15 protein-coding genes are annotated in these 19,020 nt (G+C 72.4%); 1 reads left to right on the top strand and 14 read right to left on the bottom strand.

The window, feature by feature from the left end; all coding sequences use genetic code 11:
* Positions 1-57: 57 nt before the first annotated feature.
* The 8 genes from ACYVK7_RS07225 to ACYVK7_RS07190 form a co-directional block, all read right to left on the bottom strand.
* A complete protein-coding gene (locus tag ACYVK7_RS07225; RefSeq protein WP_460887010.1) occupies positions 58-1,011 on the bottom strand; it encodes a copper transporter in 954 nt (317 codons plus the stop codon).
* Between the two features lie 91 nt (positions 1,012-1,102).
* Entirely contained in the window at positions 1,103-2,326 is a 1,224-nt protein-coding gene (gene steA / locus ACYVK7_RS07220; RefSeq protein ID WP_460887009.1) for a putative cytokinetic ring protein SteA, read from the bottom strand.
* Positions 2,327-2,331: 5 nt separating this feature from the next.
* The gene (recN, locus tag ACYVK7_RS07215) at positions 2,332-4,086 is read right to left on the bottom strand and encodes a DNA repair protein RecN (protein ID WP_460887008.1); all 1,755 of its coding nucleotides are present in this window, start codon (positions 4,084-4,086) and stop codon (positions 2,332-2,334) included.
* Positions 4,087-4,113: 27 nt separating this feature from the next.
* Positions 4,114-5,061, bottom strand: coding sequence for an NAD kinase (locus ACYVK7_RS07210; protein WP_460887007.1), 948 nt, complete (start codon positions 5,059-5,061; stop codon positions 4,114-4,116).
* A complete protein-coding gene (locus tag ACYVK7_RS07205; protein ID WP_460887006.1) occupies positions 5,058-6,032 on the bottom strand; it encodes a TlyA family RNA methyltransferase in 975 nt (324 codons plus the stop codon). Before ACYVK7_RS07205 ends, ACYVK7_RS07210 begins: the two co-directional genes overlap by 4 nt.
* 11 nt (positions 6,033-6,043) lie before the next feature.
* Positions 6,044-6,256 (bottom strand): hypothetical protein, encoded by a 213-nt coding sequence (locus ACYVK7_RS07200; protein WP_460887005.1) that lies wholly within the window; start codon positions 6,254-6,256, stop codon positions 6,044-6,046.
* Between the two features lie 472 nt (positions 6,257-6,728).
* A complete protein-coding gene (locus ACYVK7_RS07195) occupies positions 6,729-7,736 on the bottom strand; it encodes an HAD hydrolase-like protein (RefSeq protein WP_460887004.1) in 1,008 nt (335 codons plus the stop codon).
* Positions 7,733-8,842, bottom strand: coding sequence for a hypothetical protein (locus tag ACYVK7_RS07190; protein WP_460887003.1), 1,110 nt, complete (start codon positions 8,840-8,842; stop codon positions 7,733-7,735). Before ACYVK7_RS07190 ends, ACYVK7_RS07195 begins: the two co-directional genes overlap by 4 nt.
* Here ACYVK7_RS07190 and ACYVK7_RS07185 point away from each other — a divergent pair.
* Positions 8,798-10,057 (top strand): hypothetical protein, encoded by a 1,260-nt coding sequence (locus ACYVK7_RS07185; RefSeq protein WP_460887002.1) that lies wholly within the window; start codon positions 8,798-8,800, stop codon positions 10,055-10,057. The genes ACYVK7_RS07190 and ACYVK7_RS07185 overlap by 45 nt on opposite strands.
* A 152-nt stretch (positions 10,058-10,209) precedes the next feature.
* Here the strand turns inward: ACYVK7_RS07185 and ACYVK7_RS07180 are convergent, their stop codons facing one another.
* The 6 genes from ACYVK7_RS07180 to ACYVK7_RS07155 all read right to left on the bottom strand — a co-directional run bounded on the left by ACYVK7_RS07180 (position 10,210) and on the right by ACYVK7_RS07155 (position 18,830).
* Positions 10,210-12,027: an L-lactate permease gene (locus ACYVK7_RS07180; protein ID WP_460887001.1), complete on the bottom strand. Its 1,818-nt coding sequence runs from the start codon at positions 12,025-12,027 to the stop codon at positions 10,210-10,212.
* A 123-nt stretch (positions 12,028-12,150) separates the two neighbouring features.
* Positions 12,151-13,470, bottom strand: coding sequence for a glycolate oxidase subunit GlcF (gene glcF / locus ACYVK7_RS07175; protein WP_460887000.1), 1,320 nt, complete (start codon positions 13,468-13,470; stop codon positions 12,151-12,153).
* A complete protein-coding gene (locus ACYVK7_RS07170) occupies positions 13,470-14,741 on the bottom strand; it encodes an FAD-binding oxidoreductase (RefSeq protein WP_460886999.1) in 1,272 nt (423 codons plus the stop codon). The genes glcF and ACYVK7_RS07170 overlap by 1 nt, the downstream gene beginning before the upstream one ends.
* Entirely contained in the window at positions 14,741-16,213 is a 1,473-nt protein-coding gene (locus tag ACYVK7_RS07165; protein WP_460886998.1) for an FAD-linked oxidase C-terminal domain-containing protein, read from the bottom strand. Before ACYVK7_RS07165 ends, ACYVK7_RS07170 begins: the two co-directional genes overlap by 1 nt.
* Positions 16,214-16,316: 103 nt before the next feature.
* Entirely contained in the window at positions 16,317-17,942 is a 1,626-nt protein-coding gene (aceB, locus tag ACYVK7_RS07160) for a malate synthase A (RefSeq protein WP_460886997.1), read from the bottom strand.
* Positions 17,943-18,032: 90 nt separating this feature from the next.
* A complete protein-coding gene (locus ACYVK7_RS07155; protein ID WP_460886996.1) occupies positions 18,033-18,830 on the bottom strand; it encodes an IclR family transcriptional regulator in 798 nt (265 codons plus the stop codon).
* Positions 18,831-19,020 lie beyond the last annotated feature (190 nt).

Raw genomic sequence — 19,020 nt, 5'->3', positions numbered from 1 at the left:
AGTACCCCTCGGTCTGTGTCGGTTCGTCGAGTTCTCTGTGGTTGTGGCCGCCTGGCGTCAGGGGGCGGGCGGCAGGACCGCCGTCGCGTCGTCCTCCAGGCCGTACTGCCCGACCACGCCGCCCAGGCGCGCCGCGACGGCCAGCGGCACGTTGATCCGGCCGACGAGCCGGTCGATGCCGCTCACCGTGCTGACCTCGGCGGCGATCTCCTCGTCGTCCCGTACCGCCTGCACGACGTCGCCCGGGTCGGTGGTCGGCCCGGCGAGGACCGCGGCACCGGAGATCTCCTGTGCTGCCCGCGTGACGGCGACCCACACGTCCTCGGTGCCCGGTTCCGCCTCCTGGGTGGCGCCGTCGGCCGTCTCCTGCGGCTGGCCGACCGATCCGACCAGCAGGACGAGCGCCTGCGCCGCCTCCGCCTGCTCGTCGCCCGGCTCGACCAGTCCGAACCGTTCGAGCTGCGTCTCGAGGTCGGTGGCCTGCGAGCTGCGGTCGGCGCCGCCGTCGTTGCCGGTCAGAGCCACGGCCAGCGCGGCGCCGAGCACGGCGCTCGGGTCGTCGCCCTCCGGTGCCGCCGCCCCGAGGTTGGCGCGCAGGCCCTCGGCGAGGGTCTCGCGGGACGACTCCTCCTCCGCGTCCGTCCAGGCCTCCGTGAGCACCGACTTGGACACCACCGTGGCGCCCGCCGTGTCGATCTGGTTCAGCACGCCGTCATGGACGTCCTGCGAGACCTCGCCGAGCTGCACCACCGCGACGCGGTTGCCCTCGAGGGAGCCGGTGACGAGCTGCGTGCCCGCCCCCTCGATGAAGCGCTCGTCGCCGTCGAGGGCGGTCTGCGTGGCGTCCAGCTCGGTGCGCAGGTCGGTGCGCTCGGCGCGCAGCGCGTCCACCTGTTCCGTCAGGGTCTCCCCGATCGCCCCCTGCAGCGGCCCGGCACCGAGGATGATGCCGACGGAGAGAGCGAGGAAGACGGAGATGAGCGAGACGAGGTGGTATCGAAAGTCGATCACGGTACGGAGGAGTCCTTAAGCATGTTCCGGGCGGTAGAGCCCGGCATCAGGTCGGGGCGGCTGGCTGGTCCGGGAGCGTGCTCCGGGCCGGTCAGCCGCCGAAGAGGTGGGTGATCCAGGACACGACGTCGTCGAATCGTGCCCCGATCAGCCCGAAGAAGGTCTGGCCGGCCGAGGTCGAGGCCAGTGCCGCGAGCACCGCGGCGACCCCCGCCCCCGACAGCAGCGTGAGCTGGGTGTTCGAGATCCGCGTGCGGTAGAGCCGGGAGACGCCCTTGGCGTCCACGAGCTTGCCACCGACCCGCAGCCGGGTAAGGAAGGTGGAGGCCATGCCGGCGCGCCCCTTGTCGAGGAACTCGACGAGCGTCGCGTGCGTGCCGACGGCGACGATGAGCTCGGCGCCCTTGTCGTCGGCCAGCAGCATGGTGATGTCCTCGCTGGTGCCGGTGGCGGGGAAGACGACCGGGTCGACGCCGAGCGCCTTGACGCGCTCCAGCCCGGGTGCCTTGCCGTCGCGGTAGGCGTGGACCACGATCTCCGCGCCACAGGCCAGCGCCCGGTCGGACACGGAGTCCATGTCACCGACGATCATGTCGGGCTGCCAGCCGGCGTCGATGATCGCGTCGGCACCGCCGTCCACGCCGATCAGGACCGGGCGGTTCTCCCGGATGTAGGACCGCAGCAGCGCCAGGTCCTCCCGGTAGTGGTAGCCGCGCACCACGATCAGCACGTGGCGGCCCTCGATGGAGGTGCTGATGTCGGGCACGCCCACGCCGTCGAGCAGGAGGTCCCGCTCGCGGCGCAGGTACGTCATGGTGTTCTCGGCGAAGCGCTCGATCTCGGCCGACAGGCCCTCGCGCGCGGCCGCCTGGTCGGCGGCCACGGTCTGCGGCGTCTGGTAGGTGCCGGTCGCCACGACCGTGCCGTCGACGACGATCTCGCCGCCCGCGATCTGTACGTCGGCCCGCTCGTCGATCGCCATCACGGCCGGGCCGAGGTCGTCCACCAGGACGATCCCGGCGTCGACCAGGATGTCCGGGCCCGAGTTGGGGTACCTGCCCGAGGTGGACCGGGCGGCGTTCAGCACCGCGACAGGCCCGGCGGAGACCAGTGCGTCGGCCGCGACACGGTCGATGTCGACGTGGTCGATCACGGCGACGTCGCCCGGGTCGAGCCGGGACGTGAGCTCCTTGGTCCGCGCTCCGATCCGGGCAGGTCCGTGCACAGTGGCCTGCGGAAGGGCCGTTCCCTGGTCGGGGGCACTCTTCGCTGCGCCCTTGTCGGCGCGCTTCTCGGGTCGGGAGATCAGCTTCATCCGCTCTATCGTCCCACGACCGACGACTCCAGGAGCTCCAGCGCGTGGGTACGCGCGGTCTCCGAGTCGTCCTGGCCGGAAAGCATGCGCGCCAGCTCCCTGACCCTGGCGTCCGCGGTGACCTCGCGCACACCCGTGACGGTGATCATCCCGTCGTCAGGGTCGGCCGAACCCGCCTCGCCGTCGGAGCTCTTGGTGACCACGAGGTGCGCGTCGGCGAACGCCGCGACCTGCGCCAGGTGGGTCACGACGACGACCTGGGTGCTGCGGCCCAGCTGCGCCAGCCGGCGCCCCACCTCGACGGCGGCCCGCCCGCCCACGCCGGCGTCGACCTCGTCGAACACGAACGTGCTGCGAGGCGTGTCCGCCGTGCGTGCCGCCGCCGCGCCGCCCGAGGTGGCCAGGGCGACCTCGAGCGCGAGCATCACGCGCGAGAGCTCACCGCCGGACGCGCCCTTGCCGAGCGGCCGCTCGGGCGCGCCGGGGTGCGGCACCAGCAGGAAGGTCACCTGGTCCGCGCCGAACGGCCCGGGCTGGTCGAGCGGCTCCACCTGGACCACGAGGTGGGCGCCGCCCATCGCGAGACCGTGCAGCTCGCCGGTCACGGCCTCGGCGAGCTGGGCGGCACCACGGGTGCGCTCGGCGGTGAGGATCTCGGCCAGCCGGGCCAGCTCGCCGTCCAGCTCCGTCACCCGGTCGCGCATCGAGGTGAGGCGGTCGCCGCCGTCGTCCAGGTCGAGCAGGCGCAGGCCGGCATCGCTGGCCCACTGCAGCACGTCGTCGATGGTCTCGCCGTAGGAACGGGTCAGCGCGTTCAGCTCGGCCATGCGGTTGTGCGCCGTCTCCAGGCCCGCCGGGTCCGCCTGCAGGTCGTCGACGTACGCGGCGACGTCGGTGGCGACGTCGGAGAGCAGGTAGCCCACCTCGGCGAACCGGGTGGCGAGCGCGCCGAGCTCCGCGTCGGAGTGCGCTGCGGAGTCCAGGGCGCGGCGCGCCCGCTCCACGAGCGCTATGGCGTTCTCGCGGGCGCCGTCCGCGTCCTCGCCCGCCACCGCCTCGTGCGCCTCGGTGGCCGCGGTACGCAGCCCCTCCGCGTTGGACAGGCGCTCGATCAGGGCCTGGAGCTCCGCGTCCTCGCCGGACTGCGGGTCGACCCGCTCGATCTCCTCCAGGCCGATACGGAGCAGCTCGACCTCGCGCGCCCGCTCGGCGCCGCGCGCCTCCAGGTCGGCGATCTCGGCCAGCAGGCCGCCGCGCTCGGTCCACGCGGTCCGGTAGCCGGCCAGCACCCGCTGGTGGTCCGGGCCGACGAAGGTGTCGAGGGCGTCGCGCTGCTTGGCCGACGTCCGCAGCCGGAGCTGGTCGGACTGGCCGTGCACGGTGAACAGGTCCTCGGCGATCTCCGCGAGCACGCCCTGCGGCACGGCGCGGCCACCCAGGTGGGCACGGGACCTGCCGTCGGCGATGGTGCGCAGGATCACGACGGTGTCGTCGTCCTCCACCTCACCGCCCGCGTCGGAGACACGGCCGAGCACAGTGTCACGCCCCGAGACGCGCACCCGGCCCTCGACCGCCGCCGACGACGCACCAGGGCGCACCGACTGCGGGTCCGCCTTGGCGCCCATGAGCAGGTTGAGCCCCGTGAGCACCATCGTCTTGCCCGCGCCGGTCTCACCCGTGATGACGGTCAGGCCGTCGGACAGGGGTACCCGGGCCGAGCGGATGACGCCCAGGTTCTCGATAGCGATCTCCTCGAGCACCTGACTCCCTCAGTTTCTTGGTGTGTGCTAGTTCTCTGGCGTGGTGTCGGCTGGGTCCGAACGTACATCCTGCCCGGTCGCGTGCCCCGACCCGACACGGTCCCGCCAGCCCGACACCGGCAGGTTGAACTTGGACACGAGGCGGTCGGTGAACGGTGCGTTGGACAGGCGTGCGAGCCGCACCGTACCCCCCTGACGCACCACGACGCGAGAACCGCGCGGCAGACGGATCTCCCGCCGGCCGTCACACGTCAGCACTCCCTCGACCGTCGACTGCGGCAGCACGTCGACCGTGTACCGCGACCGCGGGCCGATCACGAGCGGCCGCGAGAACAGCGCGTGCGCCGACAGCGGCACCATGAGCACCGCGTCGACGTCGGGCCAGATCACGGGCCCACCGCCCGAGAAGGCGTGTGCGGTCGACCCGGTGGCCGTGGACATCACCACGCCGTCGCAGCCGAACGACAGCAGCGGGCGGCCGTCCACCCCGATCGCCACCTCGAGCATGCGGTCCCGCGTGGCCTTCTCGACGGTGGCCTCGTTCAGCGCCCAGCCCACCACGGGCTCGGCGGTGCCGGGCAGGTGCACCATCACCTCGACCGTCGCGCGCTCCTCGACCTCGTAGTCACGGGCGGCGAGCCGCTGGACGGCGGCGCGCAGGTCCTCCCGCTCCGACTCCGCGAGGAAGCCCACGTGGCCGAGGTTCACACCGAGCAGCGGCACGTCGGTGCCACGGGTCAGCTCCGCCGCACGCAGGATGGTGCCGTCGCCCCCGAGCACCATCACGGCCTCGGCCCGGTGCACGCCCTCGCGGACCCGGTTGGCCGCCATGTGGTCGCCGAACTCCTCGGCCAGCGCGTCGTCGTGCAGCGTGTACTCGAAGCCGGCCTCCTTCAGCTCGCGCAGGGCCTCCGCGAGCGCCGCGACCGCACGCGGCCGTCCACCATGGGTCACGATCAAGACGCGCCTGGTCACGACTCCTGCTCCTTCAGCTCGTCAGTCTGCTCAGTGCCCTGCGCGGCGCCCGGCTGCTCCCGCACGACGACGGCCGGCGGCTCCGGCGGGTGGCCCGGCCGCTCGCCGGGCTCCGCCTGTTCCGGGAGCCAGGCCACCGCGGTGTCGACGGCGATGCCCACGGAACGTTCGTGGTCCTCTGCGCCGCTCCGGCCCGGGACCCCGTCGCCCGCCTCGGGCGTCAGCCAGAGAAAGAACTCCCGGTTCCCGCTCGGGCCGGGCAGCGGGCTCGGCACCACCGCACGAACCCGAAGACCCGCGTGTTCCGCCGCGCCCGCGACCGTGCGCACCGCCTCGGCGTGCAACGCGGGGTCGCGCACCACACCGCCGCTGCCCAGCCGCTCCCGCCCCACCTCGAACTGCGGCTTGACCATCAGCAGCGCCTGCGCCCCCTGCCGCAACACCCCGGCCACGGCCGGCAGCACCACGGTGAGCGAGATGAACGAGAGGTCGGCGACGACGAGGTCCGGCGGCCGGGACAGATCGCCCGGCGTCAGGTCGCGGACGTTGAAACCCTCGACGACCGTCACCCGGTCGTCCCTGCGCAGCGCCGGGAAGAGCTGGTCGTGCCCCACGTCGACGGCGACCACGTGGGCGGCTCCCCTGCGCAGCAGCACGTCGGTGAAGCCGCCGGTGGACGCGCCAAGGTCGGCGCAGAACGCGCCATCGACCCGCGGCCCACCCGGCACCCGGGCCAGCGCGTCGAGCGCGCCGGCCAGCTTCAGGGCGGCGCGGGACGCGAACTCGTGCTCCGGGTCGTGCCCCGGCCGCACCGACACGTCGGCGCCGTCGATCACGGCCGACGACGGCTTGACCACCACCCGGCCGGCGACCATCACCCTGCCGGACCCGACGAGCTCAGCCGCGTGCCGCCGGGAACGAGCCAGCCCACGGCGGACCAGCTCCGCGTCCACCCGCGTGCTCCCTGTCATGGTCGCCACCGTCAGGCGTCACCGCTCAGGTGTGCCCGCAACGTGTCGTGCACGGCCTCGAACCGGGCGACGTGCTCGGCAGGGGGCAGGTCGTCGAGCCCGTCGAGCGCGTCGAGGGCACGCCGGACGCCGGCGTCGGCGCCTGTGTCGGCGCTTGTGTCGGCGCCTGTGTCGGCGTCAGCCGGGCCGCTCGAAGGTCCCTCGGTCTCGTAGAACTCGTCCATCGTCCGTCAACGCTCCACTGTGCTCGTCCGTACTGTGCTCGTCCGTGCGGGTCGGGCCGTCGCCCGGTCCCCCGAGCCTGCTGCCTGCTGCCTGCTGCCTGCTGCCTGCTGCTCCACACCGTACCCGTCGCCGCCGACAGAACCTGGGAGAAATCGGCCAGGTTCTGTAGGTGGCGACCAGGTCCCCGCCTGGGGATCGCGCTGGGATCGAGTGGCGCCCTCAGCACAGTGGCCGTCGACCAATGACCGCCGACCCGCCTCCCGCCGACTGCAGACTTGGTCGCCTCTCGATTCAGCGGGTGCAGAGTTGGTCGCGGATACAGGAGCGCTACCCGCAACCAACTCTGCACTCGCCGAGCATGGGCGCGACCAAGTCTGCAGTCGGCGCTGCCAGAGCTGGGTCAGACGGGGCAGCACAGCCGGCCAGCAGCACAGCCGGCCGGCAGCACAGAGGACCAGCGGCACAGCCAGGTCACACGGACAGCTCAGGCACCGACGCGGCATCGAGGACAGCACCCGCATCGACGGCAGCCCACGCCGCAGCGCACGCGGCGCGAGCCAGGTCGATGCCCGTCCCGTCGAGCCGCAGCCCGCCGTCCGACACCTGGGCCGCCGCACCACCGCACACGTACCAGCCGTCCGCGCGGACCGGCACCGGATGCGGTTCGAGCAGCGCGCGCAGGTCAGCGCCCAGGAACGACGGACGTTCAGCCGGCACCGCGAGCACCGCGTCACGCGCCGTCGAGACACCCGTCAGGACGTGCAGCCCCGGGTACCCGCCCGCCCGCGCACCCGCGAGGTCCGTGTCGAGCCGGTCGCCGATCACCAGCGGCCTGCTCGCCCCGGCCCGCTCGACCGCGAGCCGGTACATGGTCGGCGACGGCTTACCGGCACTGTCCGGGGTGACCCCCGTCGCCGACACCACTGCGCCCACCAGGGCACCGTTTCCCGGCGCGAACCCTCGCGCCGTCGGGAGCGACAGGTCCAGGTTGCTCGCCACGTGCCACGCACCACCGCCGACGGCGTATGCCGCCTCGGCGAGCTGCGACCAGCCCACCTCCGGCGCATATCCCTGCGCGACGGCGTCCGGCTTGTCCTCCGCCGACTCCACCACCGTGAAACCGGCCGACCGCACCGCCGTCACGAGACCCTTGCCGCCCACGACCAGCACCGTCGCACCGGGCTCCAGCCGCGTGGTGAGCAGCGCGGCACATGCCTGCGCCGCCGTCATGACCTCGTCCGCGTCCGTCGGGATCTCCAGGCCGGTGAGCTGGCCGGCGACATCCTCCGGCTCGCGCGACGCGTTGTTCGTCACGAAGAGCAGGCGCAACCCGGCCGCCCGCGCGGCGGCCAGGCTCTCCGACGCGTACCCGATCGGCAGATGCCCCCGGTACGCCACACCGTCCAGGTCGACGAGCGCGAGGTCGAACGCCTCGGCGAGCGGAGTCTCGCTCGCCAGCAGGCCGGCGCTCGCCGTCACGCCTTCTCCTGCCCGACGTCGGCCCGGTCGCCCTCCGGCGCCGGCTCACTCCCCGTAGCACCCACCTCGGGCGCGGCGTCAGCGTCCTCGGACCTCTCGGTGTCCGGGGCGTCTGCACCTGCCGCGTCCGTGTCCGTGTCCTCGGTCGACTCGGTCGACGCGGTGACGGAGTCTGTCTCGAGCTCCTCGGGCTCGTCCGCGGAGTCAGCCGAATCCGCGGAGTCAGCCGAGTCGGCGGAATCCGCGGAGTCAGCAGAGTCAGCCGAATCCGCCGAATCTCCAGAATCCGAGGAACCAGCCGAGTCGGCCGACGCGTCCTCGCCCTCCTCAACCGGCTCGGCGCCGTCCTTCTCGTCGCTGTCGGGCTCGTCGACCGACTCGTCCGACCCGGTCTCGTCCGTCGACTCCTCCGGCTCGTCGCCCTCGTCGTCGGACGTCTCCTTCGCGAACTCCTCAGGATGGTCGGCGACGTACTCCTGCTCGGCGAGCGCCGCGTCCTCCTCGACGTCGAACACCGTGATGTCCTCGCCAGGTGCGTCCGCGCCGATGGCACGCTCGAGCGCCTTGCTGTCGACCGAAGCCAGCAGCGCCGCCGCCTCGTCCGCCCGGCCGGCGGCCTCGAGCGCCACGGCACGTGCCTGCACGACGCGCAGCCCGAGGTCACCCGTGGCATCCTCCGCCGCGACCTTGTCGAGCACGGCGAGGGCGGCGTCGTGCTCGCCCAGGTCGGAGCGAGCGCCGCTCGCCACGATCGCGAGCTCGACGCGGCCGGTCGCGTCGAGCGACGCGGCCTCCTCGGACGCAGCGAGCGCCAGGGCGCGCTCAGGGCGGCCGAGGCCGCGCTCGGCGTCCGCCATGATCGGCAGGTGCTCGGACGATCCGTTCAGTCGGCGGACCGTGCGCAGCTCGCGCAGCGCCTCGGCGAACCGGTTGGTGTGGTACGCGGCCAGGCCGGCTGCCTCGCGTACGATGTCGATCCGGCCGGCGCCGCGCACCGCGGCCTGGGTGTGCTCGTAGGCACGCTCCGGGTCGACGTCGAGCAGCCGACCCGCCATCACGAGGTGCAGTCCGACGTACTCGGCGTGATCCTTGCTCAGGCCGCGCAAGCGCGAGCGCACCTCACGGTCGAGCTGGCTGAACGAGGCGTCCTCGGCGATCTCCGGCTCGGGAGGACGCGGCGCGCGCTCCTCGCGGGCCTCACGAACGCCCTGTGCCGGGCGGTCAGCGCGGTCGTTGAACGAGCGACGCGGACGGTCTCCACCACGATCGTCACGGCGGTCGTCACGGCGCACCGGGCGGTCACCGGTGTTCCCACGGGGCGGGCGGCCGCCGCGGTCGTCCCGGCCGCGGCCGTCGCGAGCGCCACGGTCGTCGCGGTCACCGAACGAACGACGGGGACGGTCTCCGGCTCGGTCGTCACGACCCGGACGGTCGGTCCCCCGGTCCTCGAACGAACGACGCGGACGGTCATCACGATCACCGAACGAACGACGCGGACGGTCGTCCTCCCGACGCGCGGGACGCTCCCCACGGTCATCACGACGCGGACGGTCAACCCCCCGGTCCTCGAACGAACGACGGGGACGGTCATCACGATCACCGAACGAACGACGCGGACGGTCGTCCTCCCGACGCGCGGGACGCTCCCCACGGTCGTCACGACGCGGACGGTCATCACGGTCGAAGCTCCGGCGGGGGCCGTCATCACGCCGCGCGGGACGGTCGTCGTCCCGGCGCAGCGGACGGTCGTGCTCCCGGCGTACGGGGCGGTCGCCGGCGCGGCGCACCGGACGGTCGCCTCCCCGGTTGTCCCGGTCCTCGTACGGGCGGCGCGCGCGGTCGCCGTCGTTCCCGCGGTACGGGCGGTCGGTGCGTGCTCCGCGGTCGTCGCGGCCACCCCGGTAGCCCGAGGCGCCCCCACGGTTGTCCCTGTCCCCGGAGGAGCGGTAAGGACGGTCGCCGTCGTTGCGGCGGGGCGCACGGTCACCCGCGCCACGGTCGTCCTGGCGCGCGCGGTCGCCGCCCCGCTCCTCGTACGGCCGGCGCGCGCGGTCGGAGCCGCGGTCGTCGCGCCGGGCGCTGTCACCGCCACGGGCGCCGTCGAACCGGCGTCCGCGGTCACCACCGCGCTCTCCGCCACGGTCGTCGCGACGCGGCCCCCGGCCCTCGTTGCGACTGCCGCCCTTGCGCTCGCCGCGGCGGTCGCCCTCGCGGTCGTTCCCCTGGTCACGGGGCGTTTCGTTCACGGTGTTCCCTTCGATGACAGATGCCCGCACATTCTCCCACGCGGGTGGCCATCTCCTGGGGTCGAAAGACTGTGACGTGCTCGGGTGAGCGCCCTGGATTCGGTCATCTGCACACTCGTCAGCGTGAGTTCGGTCGGTTGGTGCGAGATCGGTCAGTCAACTGACCGATCTCGCACCAACCGACCGAACTCACCAACCGGCCCAACCGCCCAGCCGACCCAGCCGCATCAGCCCCGCGCCCGTACGACCTCCGGGTTGTACGCGTCGGACTTTCTCAGCATCCACACCGCCACCCACACCAGTACGGCCACCAGGACCAGCAGCACCACCATCCCGGCGTTGAACGCGAACCCGAAGATCCACAGGTAGCCGACGCCTCCCGCCGCGAGGCAGTAGTAGGTCATCGGCAGGATCGTCTTGCGGATCAGGTCACCCTCGCGACCGAGCAGGCCCACGGTCGCGGCGGCGGCGACCACGTTGTGCACCGCCACCATGTTGCCGGCAGCGCCGCCCACTGCCTGCAGCGCGGCGACCGTCTCGGGGGAGGAAGCGCCGATACCGAGCCCGGTGTTGAACTGGAACAGGGAGAACATCATGTTGGACACGGTGTTCGAGCCGGCGACGAACGCACCGAGCGCGCCGATGAACGGCGACACGATCGGCCAGCCCTGCCCGGCCAGGTCGGCGGCCGCCTGGGCCACGGTGACCGGCATCGAGGCGAGGTCGGCCCCGTTGAAGTCGGGCCCGGAGTTGATGAAGATCCGCACCAGCGGCACCGCGCACAGCAGCGCGAACGCCGCGCCACCGAGCTGTCCGGCCGCCACCTTCCACGACGCCTTGATCTGCTCGCCCTTCATGCCGTGCAGCACGTAGGTGACGAGGCACGCGAGCAGGAAGATCGCGCCCGGCGAGTACAGCAGGTCCATGTTCTGGTTGATCCCGGTGCCGAAGATGTTCGACACCTCCAGGACCGCGGGCCCTGTCAGGAACTCCTTGATCGCCGGGATGTTCCGGGTGACGAGCAGCAGCGCGGCCACGATGAGGTACGGCGACCAGGCCCGGACCATCGACATCTTGCGGGTGAGGGTGGCCGCCTCCCTGGTGGGGTCGACGGTCCCCATCCAGCGGTCGCTCCAGCGCTCGCGCGGCGGAAAGTCCCACACGTCCGCGGGCATCAGGAAGCCCTTCGAGGACGTGAACATCACGAGCACCAGCCCGACGAACCCACCGAGCATCGCCGGGAACTCCGGCCCGAGCAGGTACGCGACGCTCACGTAGGGCACGATCATCGCGAGCGCCGCGTAGACGGCGAACGGCGCGACGGCGAGACCGGAGCGGAACGACCGCTTCTCGCCGTAGAACCCGCACATGAGGGTGACCAGGATGAGCGGCACCAGGATGCCGACGATCGCGTGGATGGTGGCCACCTGCGTGGCGGTGTGCGCGACGAAGCCGAGGTGGTCCAGCCCGAGCACGTCGGCCCGTGCCTGCACCTCGGGCGCCAGCGCGCCGGAGGTGTCCGCGAGTCCCGTCCCGAGCCCGGTCAGCATCGGGGTGCCGACGGCGCCGAAGCTCACCGGCGTGGACTGGATGATGAGGCCGGCCATGACGGCAGCCGCCGCGGGGAACCCGAGGGCGAGCAGCAGCGGCGCGACGACGGCGGCGGGCGTGCCGAACCCGGCGGCGCCCTCGATGAACGAGCCGAACAGCCAGGCCACGATGATCACCTGGACCCGCCGGTCGGGACTGATCGTCGTGAAGCCGGCGCGGATCGTCTGCAGGGCGCCGCTCTTGGTGAGCGTCTCCAGCATGAGCAGCGCGCCGAAGATGATCCAGAGCAGCCCGATCGCGATCAGCAGTCCCTGCACGATGGACGCGCTGACTGCGACCAGCGACATCTTCCAGGCGAACAGCGCCACGACCACGACCACCGCGAGGCCGACGGGCATCGCCGTGCGGGCGGGCCAGCGGAACCCGAGCAGCAGGGTTCCCACGACGAGGATGGGGAGGAGAGCGAGCAGGGCAAGGACGCCGAGGTTGTCCATAGTGACTCCAGGTCCGGCCACGTTGCCGGGTAGGGTGTGCGCTCGATATTTCACATGTCGGAACTATCACTCCACTGACCGACAAACGTAGCAGTTACCCCAGGCCGCCGGGAGTACCCAGTTTCAGCTCAGCAGCTCCCCCGGTCCGACCCCGCGCAGCGACGCGTCCAGCACCAGCACCATGTGTGCCGTCGGCATCTCACGTCCCTGCCGTCCCAGCGCGTCGGTGATCTGCAGCAGGCAGCCGGGGTTGGACGTCACGAGCAGCTCGGCGCCGGTCGCCGCGACGTTGGCTGCCTTCCGGTCACCCAGCTCCCGCGCGGGCTCCGGGTTGGTCAGGTTGTAGATGCCCGCCGATCCGCAGCACATGTCGCCCTCGGCGATCTCCTTGACCACCAGCCCCGGGATGGTCGCGAGCACGGCTCGCGGCTGCGCCTTGACGCCCTGTGCGTGCCGCAGGTGACAGGCGTCGTGGTACGCGACGGTCATCGGCAGCGGGTGCCGCGGCGCCACGGGTTCCAGCTCCGCCAGGACCTCCGAGACGTCCCGGGTCTTCGTCGCGAACTCCGCCGCGCGCTCCGCGTACTCGGGGTCGTCGGCCAGCAGGTCCGCGTAGTCCTTCATCGTGGAACCGCAGCCGGCGGAGTTGGCGACGATCCGTTCCACGCCCGCCCCCGAGAACGAGTCGATGAGCGCCCGCGCGTAGTCGAGGCCCTCGGTCTCCCGCCCCGCGTGCACGGACAGTGCCCCGCAGCATCCCTGGTCCGGCGGCACGACGACGTCGCACCCCTCGGCCGCGAGCACCCGTGCCGTCGCCGCGTTGACGGCGGGGTAGAACTCCCGCTGCACGCAGCCCAGCAGCATCCCGACCGTCATCCGTCTCGGCCCGGAGGCGGGCACGAGCGCGGGTACCGTGACCCGCGGCCCCACCGGCGGCGCGATCGCCTCCATGGTCGCCAGGGTCGGGGACAGCCGGGCGAGCAGCGGCCGTACCAGCCGGGACAGCCCGCTGCGCTGGTACAGCGCGAGCACTGGACGCACCAGCCGCAGCCGCTCCGGCCGGGGGAACAGCGCGAAGATCACCGACCGCAGCAGCCGCTGCCCGCGTGTCCGGTGCTCGGCGCCGCGTCGCTCGACCTGCTGCCGCGTCGCCTCGACCAGCTTGTCGTACTGCACCCCCGACGGGCACGCGGTCACGCACGCCATGCAGCCGAGACACGCGTCGACGTGCTGCACCAGGGCCGGCGACATCGGCTCGCCCTCGAGCCCCTCCTTCATGAGGTAGATCCGCCCGCGCGGCGAGTCCATCTCCTCGCCCCACAGCGAGTACGTGGGGCAGGCCGGCAGACAGAACCCGCAGTGCACGCAGTCGTCCACCAGCTCACGGGCGGGCGGGTGATGCTCGTCGAAGGCACCCAGCAGGTCCGGCTTGGCGTCGGTCATCAGATGCCTCCCACGAATCGGCCGGGCGCGAGGTTGCGCCCGGGATCGAGCTGCCGCTTGACGGCGCGCATCAGGTCGAGCCCGCCCACGGGGCCCCACACGTCGAGCGCCGCACGCACCTCCCGCGAGGCGCGCAGCACGGTCACGGTCCCCTCGCGCGGGCCGGGGGCGGCCCCGCGCAGATGCCCGACGGCGGACGCCGTCGCCTCGGGCGTACCCGTCACCACGGCATGCAGCACCCCGGCGGCGGTCCCGCGGACCGCCACGCCGACACCGTGCCGCTGCTCGGCCTCGCGCGCCGCCACGAGCAGGTCCGCGACACCGGTCAGCGTCGCCGTGGCCTTCGCGAACGTCTCGCCGTCGCGTGCCGAGCCCGGGTCCCCGGTGCCCGGCAGGCGGGCCCACCACTCGGGAGACTCGCCCTGGACCTGGCCGCCCAGCAGCGCGGCGGCGGCCGTCGCCCGCTGCTCGACGGCGCCCCCGGTCCCCTCCAGCAGCACGGCGACCTGGGCTGCGTCGCTCCCCGCCGGCCGGTCGATCTCGACGGCGGCGGGCGCGAGCTGGGAGGCGACCACGTCGCGGGCCCGCGCGGCGACGTCGGCCAGGGGACCCGTCGCGACGACGAACGCCCGGTCGGGCCGTGCCGGATGCAGCCGGAACGCGACCCGCACCACGACCCCGAGGGTGCCGTACGCCCCGGTGAGGAGCTTGGCGAGGTCGTACCCCGCGACGTTCTTGACCACCTTGCCGCCCGACGACGCCGTGGTGCCGTCCGCGAGCACCACCGTGGCTCCGAGCACGAGGTCGCGGATGCCGCCCCGCTGCAGGCGCCGGGGACCGGACGCGCCCGTCGACAGCGCGCCGCCCACCGTGGACCCGCCGCCCAGTCGCTCTGGTGGCAGGTCCACCACCAGCTCCTGCGCGGCGGCGCCCACCGTCTCGGACAGCGCCGCGACCGGCAGACCTGCCTCCGCGACCACCACGAGGTCGCCCGCGCCGTGCTCGACGAGCCGGTCGAGCCCGGTGGTGTCCAGGATCAGGTCGACGCGCTCGGGCGGTGTACCCCAGTCCAGCGCGGTCGCCGCGCCGCGCGCGACGGTGACAAGCCCCTGGGCGGTCGCCGCACGGAGCACGGCCGCCACGCCCTCCGCCGACGTCGGGCGCGCGACCGCGACGGCGGGCACCCCGTCGACGGCGTCGCCGCGACCCGCCTCCGTGACCGTGCCACCGTGCTGCCCCAGCGCGTCCTCGAGCCGTTGCAGGTCTGCCATCAGAAGACCTCCGTCACACCGGACTCGGTGAGCGGGTGCGCGCCCTTGTGCCGGCCCGGCTGCTCACCGCACAGCCGCGGCGTGGGAAACACCTTGCCCGGGTTGGCGATGCCCTCGGGGTCGAACGCGCAGCGCACCGCCTGCATGGTGTCGAGGTCGTCGGTGGTGAACATGCGCGGCATGTGCTTGGCCTTGTCGGCGCCGACCCCGTGCTCTCCTGTGATGGAGCCGCCGTGCTCGAGGCACAGGTCGAGGATGCCGCCGGCCACCGCCTCGGCCCGGTCGACGGCGCCCTCGACCGAGCCGTCGAACAGCACGAGCGGGTGCAGGTTGCCGTCGCCTGCGTGGAACACGTTCGCGACCCGTACGCCGGCGCTCTCACCGAGCGCGGCGATCTGGCGCAGCACGAGCGGCAGCGCGGTCCGTGGGATCACGCCGTCCTGGACGATGTAGTCGGGACTGATCCGGCCCACCGCGGCGAACGCGGACTTGCGGCCCTTCCAGATCAGAGCCCGCTCGTCGTCGTCGGCCGCGACGCGCACCTCGAACGAGCCGGCCTCCTCGCACAGCCGCACCACGTCGTCGAACTCACCCGCGACGTCGGGCGCCGGCCCGTCCAGCTCGACCACGAGCACCGCGCCGGCCCCGGCCGGGTACTCGCACTGCACCGCGGCCTCCGCCGCCTCGACCGCCAGTGCGTCCATCATCTCGATGGCGGCGGGGATCACTCCCGCGGCGATGATCGCGGAGGTGGCGGCCCCGGCGTCGTCCATGGAACGGAACGCGGCGAGCAGGGTGCGGACCTCCTGCGGCAGCCGGGTCAGGCGCACGGTGGCCGCCGTGACGATGCCGAGGGTGCCCTCGCTCCCGACCAGTGCCCCGAGCAGGTCGTAGCCGGGCGGGTCCGGTGCCTTGCCGCCGATCTCGACCCGCTCGCCACCGGGGGTCACCAGGTCGACGCCGGTGACGTGGTTGGTGGTGAAGCCGTACTTGAGGCAGTGCGCGCCGCCGGAGTTCTCGGCGACGTTACCGCCTATCGAGCAGATGGACTGGCTCGACGGGTCGGGGGCGAAGTAGTACCCGTCGGGGCTGGTCGCGGCGGTGAGGTGCAGGTTGATCACCCCTGGGTCGACGACGGCGCGCTGGTTGTCGACGTCGGCGTCCCGGATCGCGCGCATCTGCGACATGACGACGAGAACGCCCTCGGAGTGCGGCAGCGCACCGCCCGAGAGCCCCGTGCCCGAGCCACGCGCCACGAACGGCACGCCGTGCCGGGCGCAGGCCCGGACCGTCGTCGCGACGTCGGCGGCGTCCCGCGCCAGGACCACGACTCCCGGCACCACCCGGTACGCCGCCAGCCCGTCGCACTCGTAGGTACGCCGCTGCTGCCGGTCGGTGATCACCCGCTCGCTCCCGATCAGCCCACCGAGCTCGCCGATAACGACGTCCAACCCGCTACGGATCCCACCCATGGCACCCCCTCCTAGTCGCGATCCTCACCTCTGTTGAGTGCTGGATATTCGCCCTCCCAGAGCCCCTGGGAGGGCGAATATCCAGCACTCAACGCGGCTACGGTCAGGGCATGCGGGCGTAGGCAGGGAGGGTGAGGAAGTCGGCGTAGGTGTCCGCTACCGCCACCTCGAGGAACGTCTGCTTCGCCTCCTCGTAGTCCTCCGGCTCGCCCGGCAGCTTGGCGATCTCCTCCTCCACGATCTGGTCGATCAGCTCACGCGTGACCTTGTGCCCGGTGTCGGCGAGCGTCACGTCGTTGTGCAGCCACTGCCACACCTGGGAGCGGGAGATCTCGGCGGTGGCCGCATCCTCCATGAGATTGAAGATCGCGACGGCGCCGAGTCCGCCGAGCCAGGCCTTGAGGTACTGGATGCCCACGGAGATGTTGTTGCGCAGGCCCGCCTCCGTGACGTCTCCCGGCGTGCCGGCGACGTCGAGCAGCTGCGCCGCGGTGACCTGCACCTCGTCGCGCGTCCGGTCGATCTGGTTCGGCTTGTCGCCCAGCACCGAGGTGAAGACCTCCTTGCAGAGCTCGACCATGCCGGGGTGCGCCACCCACGAACCGTCGAACCCGTCGGTCGCCTCACGGGTCTTGTCGTCGCGGACCTTCGCGAAGGCGGCCTCGTTCACCGCCTCGTCGCGGCTGGGGATGAACGCGGCCATGCCGCCGATCGCGTGCGCGCCGCGGGTGTGGCAGGTCTTGACCAGCAGCTCGGTGTACGCGCGCATGAACGGCACGGTCATGGTCACGGCGTTGCGGTCGGGCAGCATGAACTCGGTGCCGCGCGTCCTGAACGACTTGATCACCGAGAACATGAAGTCCCAGCGACCGGCGTTCAGGCCGGAGCTGTGCTCGCGCAGCTCGTACAAGATCTCTTCCATCTCGAACGCCGCCGGGTACGTCTCGATGAGCACGGTGGCACGGATGGTGCCCTGCGGGATGCCGAGGAAGTCCTGGGCGAGCACGAACGCGTCGTTCCAGAGCCGCGCCTCGAGGTAGGACTCCATCTTGGGCAGGTAGAAGTACGGGCCCTGCCCCTTCTCGATCTGGCGCAGGCCTGCGGTCGCGACGTAGAGCGCGAAGTCGACCAGCCCGCCCGACACGGGCCGGCCGTCGACCTGGATGTGCTTCTCCGGCAGGTGCCAGCCGCGGGGGCGCACGATGATCGTGGCCAGCTCCTCGTCCGGCTTCAGCGCGTAGTGCTTGCCGTTCTCACCCGTGAAGTCGATGGTGCGGTTGATCGCGTCGAGCAGGTTGAGCTGCCCGCCCACGACGGCGCTCCACTGCGGCGTGTTCGCGTCCTCGTGGTCCGCCAGCCACGCCTTCGCCCCGGAGTTCAGCGCGTTGATGGTCATCTTGCGGTCCGTCGGCCCGGTGATCTCGCACCGCCGGTCCTCGATGCCGGGCGCCGGCGGCGCCACCCGCCACGTCGGGTCCTCGCGGATGTGCCGCGTCTCGGGCAGGAAGTCCAGCGTGCCGCCCGCCGCGAGGTCCTCGACACGCCGCTGCCGTGCCTCGAGGAGCTCGAGCCGGCGGTCGTCCAGCGCGCGGTGCAGGGCGGTGATCAGCGTCAGCGCCCGCGGGGTGAGTACCTCCTGGGCGCGCGGTGCGATGTCGCCAGTGATGGTCAGGCCGTCCGGAGTATCCACGTGTCTTCCCTCGGTCGATGGTTCGGTCCGGAACGCCATAGTTCCACGATCCGGAAACCAAATACTTCCTAGTGAAAACAGTAGGTGCCCGACGGCGCGGGGTCAACGCGGCACCCAGGCCCCAGATCCTCAGTCGCCGGAGAGCTCGGCCCCCACGTCGCGCGCGACCTCGTGAAGTACCGGCACGGCGCGTTCGCCGAACTCGTAGGACACGCGTGCCGCCGGCCCCGAGACGGAAAGTGCCGTGGGCACCGGCGTCCCCGGCACGACCACGGCGAAGCACCGCACGCCGATCTCCTGCTCCCCGTCGTCGACGGCGTAACCTCGCTCGCGGATCTCCGCCGTCGCGGCGAGCAGCCCGTCGAGGTCTGTGATGGTCCGATCGGTCGCGGGCGCCAGTCCGGCTCGTTCCGCGATGTCGCGGACGGACGCGTCGGGAAGCTCCCCGAGCAGGGCCTTGCCGACGCCCGTGCTGTGCAGGTGAACCCGCCGTCCGACCTCTGTGAACATGCGCATCGAGTGGGATGACGCGGCCTGCGCCACGTATACGGCCATGTCGCCGTCGAGCATCGCGAGGTTCGCGGTCTCCCCCAAGTCTCTGGCCACGCGGGCCAGATGACGTCGCGCGCCGGCTCCGAGCTGCCGGCCGGCCGACTCACCGAGGCGGATCATCCGCGCGCCGAGCGCATACCGGCGGGAGGGAAGCCGGCGAGCGTACCCGCGGGCGACCAGGGTGCGCATCAGGCGGTGAATGGTCGGCAGGGGCAGCCCCGACTGCTCCGAGAGCTCGCTCAGGCCGGCATCACCGCCGACCTCTGCCAGGATCTCGAGCAGATCGAGCGCTCGCTCGACCGACTGCACGCCAGGTTCTGCCACGTCACCCTCCCCATCGGAACGTCGGACCTTACCGACCGACGGAAACAGCATTTCACAAGGCGGAACCCCTGCGGCTGCTGTGTCGTCGTGGGCGGGGATGGGCCTGCAGGCTGTCCGGGGATTGTTCCTGGGAATGCAGTCAGGGGATGGAACCCACACACCCGAAAGGGTGCGCGGGTTCCATCCCCTGCTGGGAATGGTTGTCCGGCGGCGTCCTACTCTCCCACCCCGTCTCCAGGGC

This window comes from Promicromonospora xylanilytica (assembly GCF_054782895.1).
Note: the sequence above shows the minus strand (reverse complement) of the source record. Positions and strands in the feature narration are given on the sequence as shown.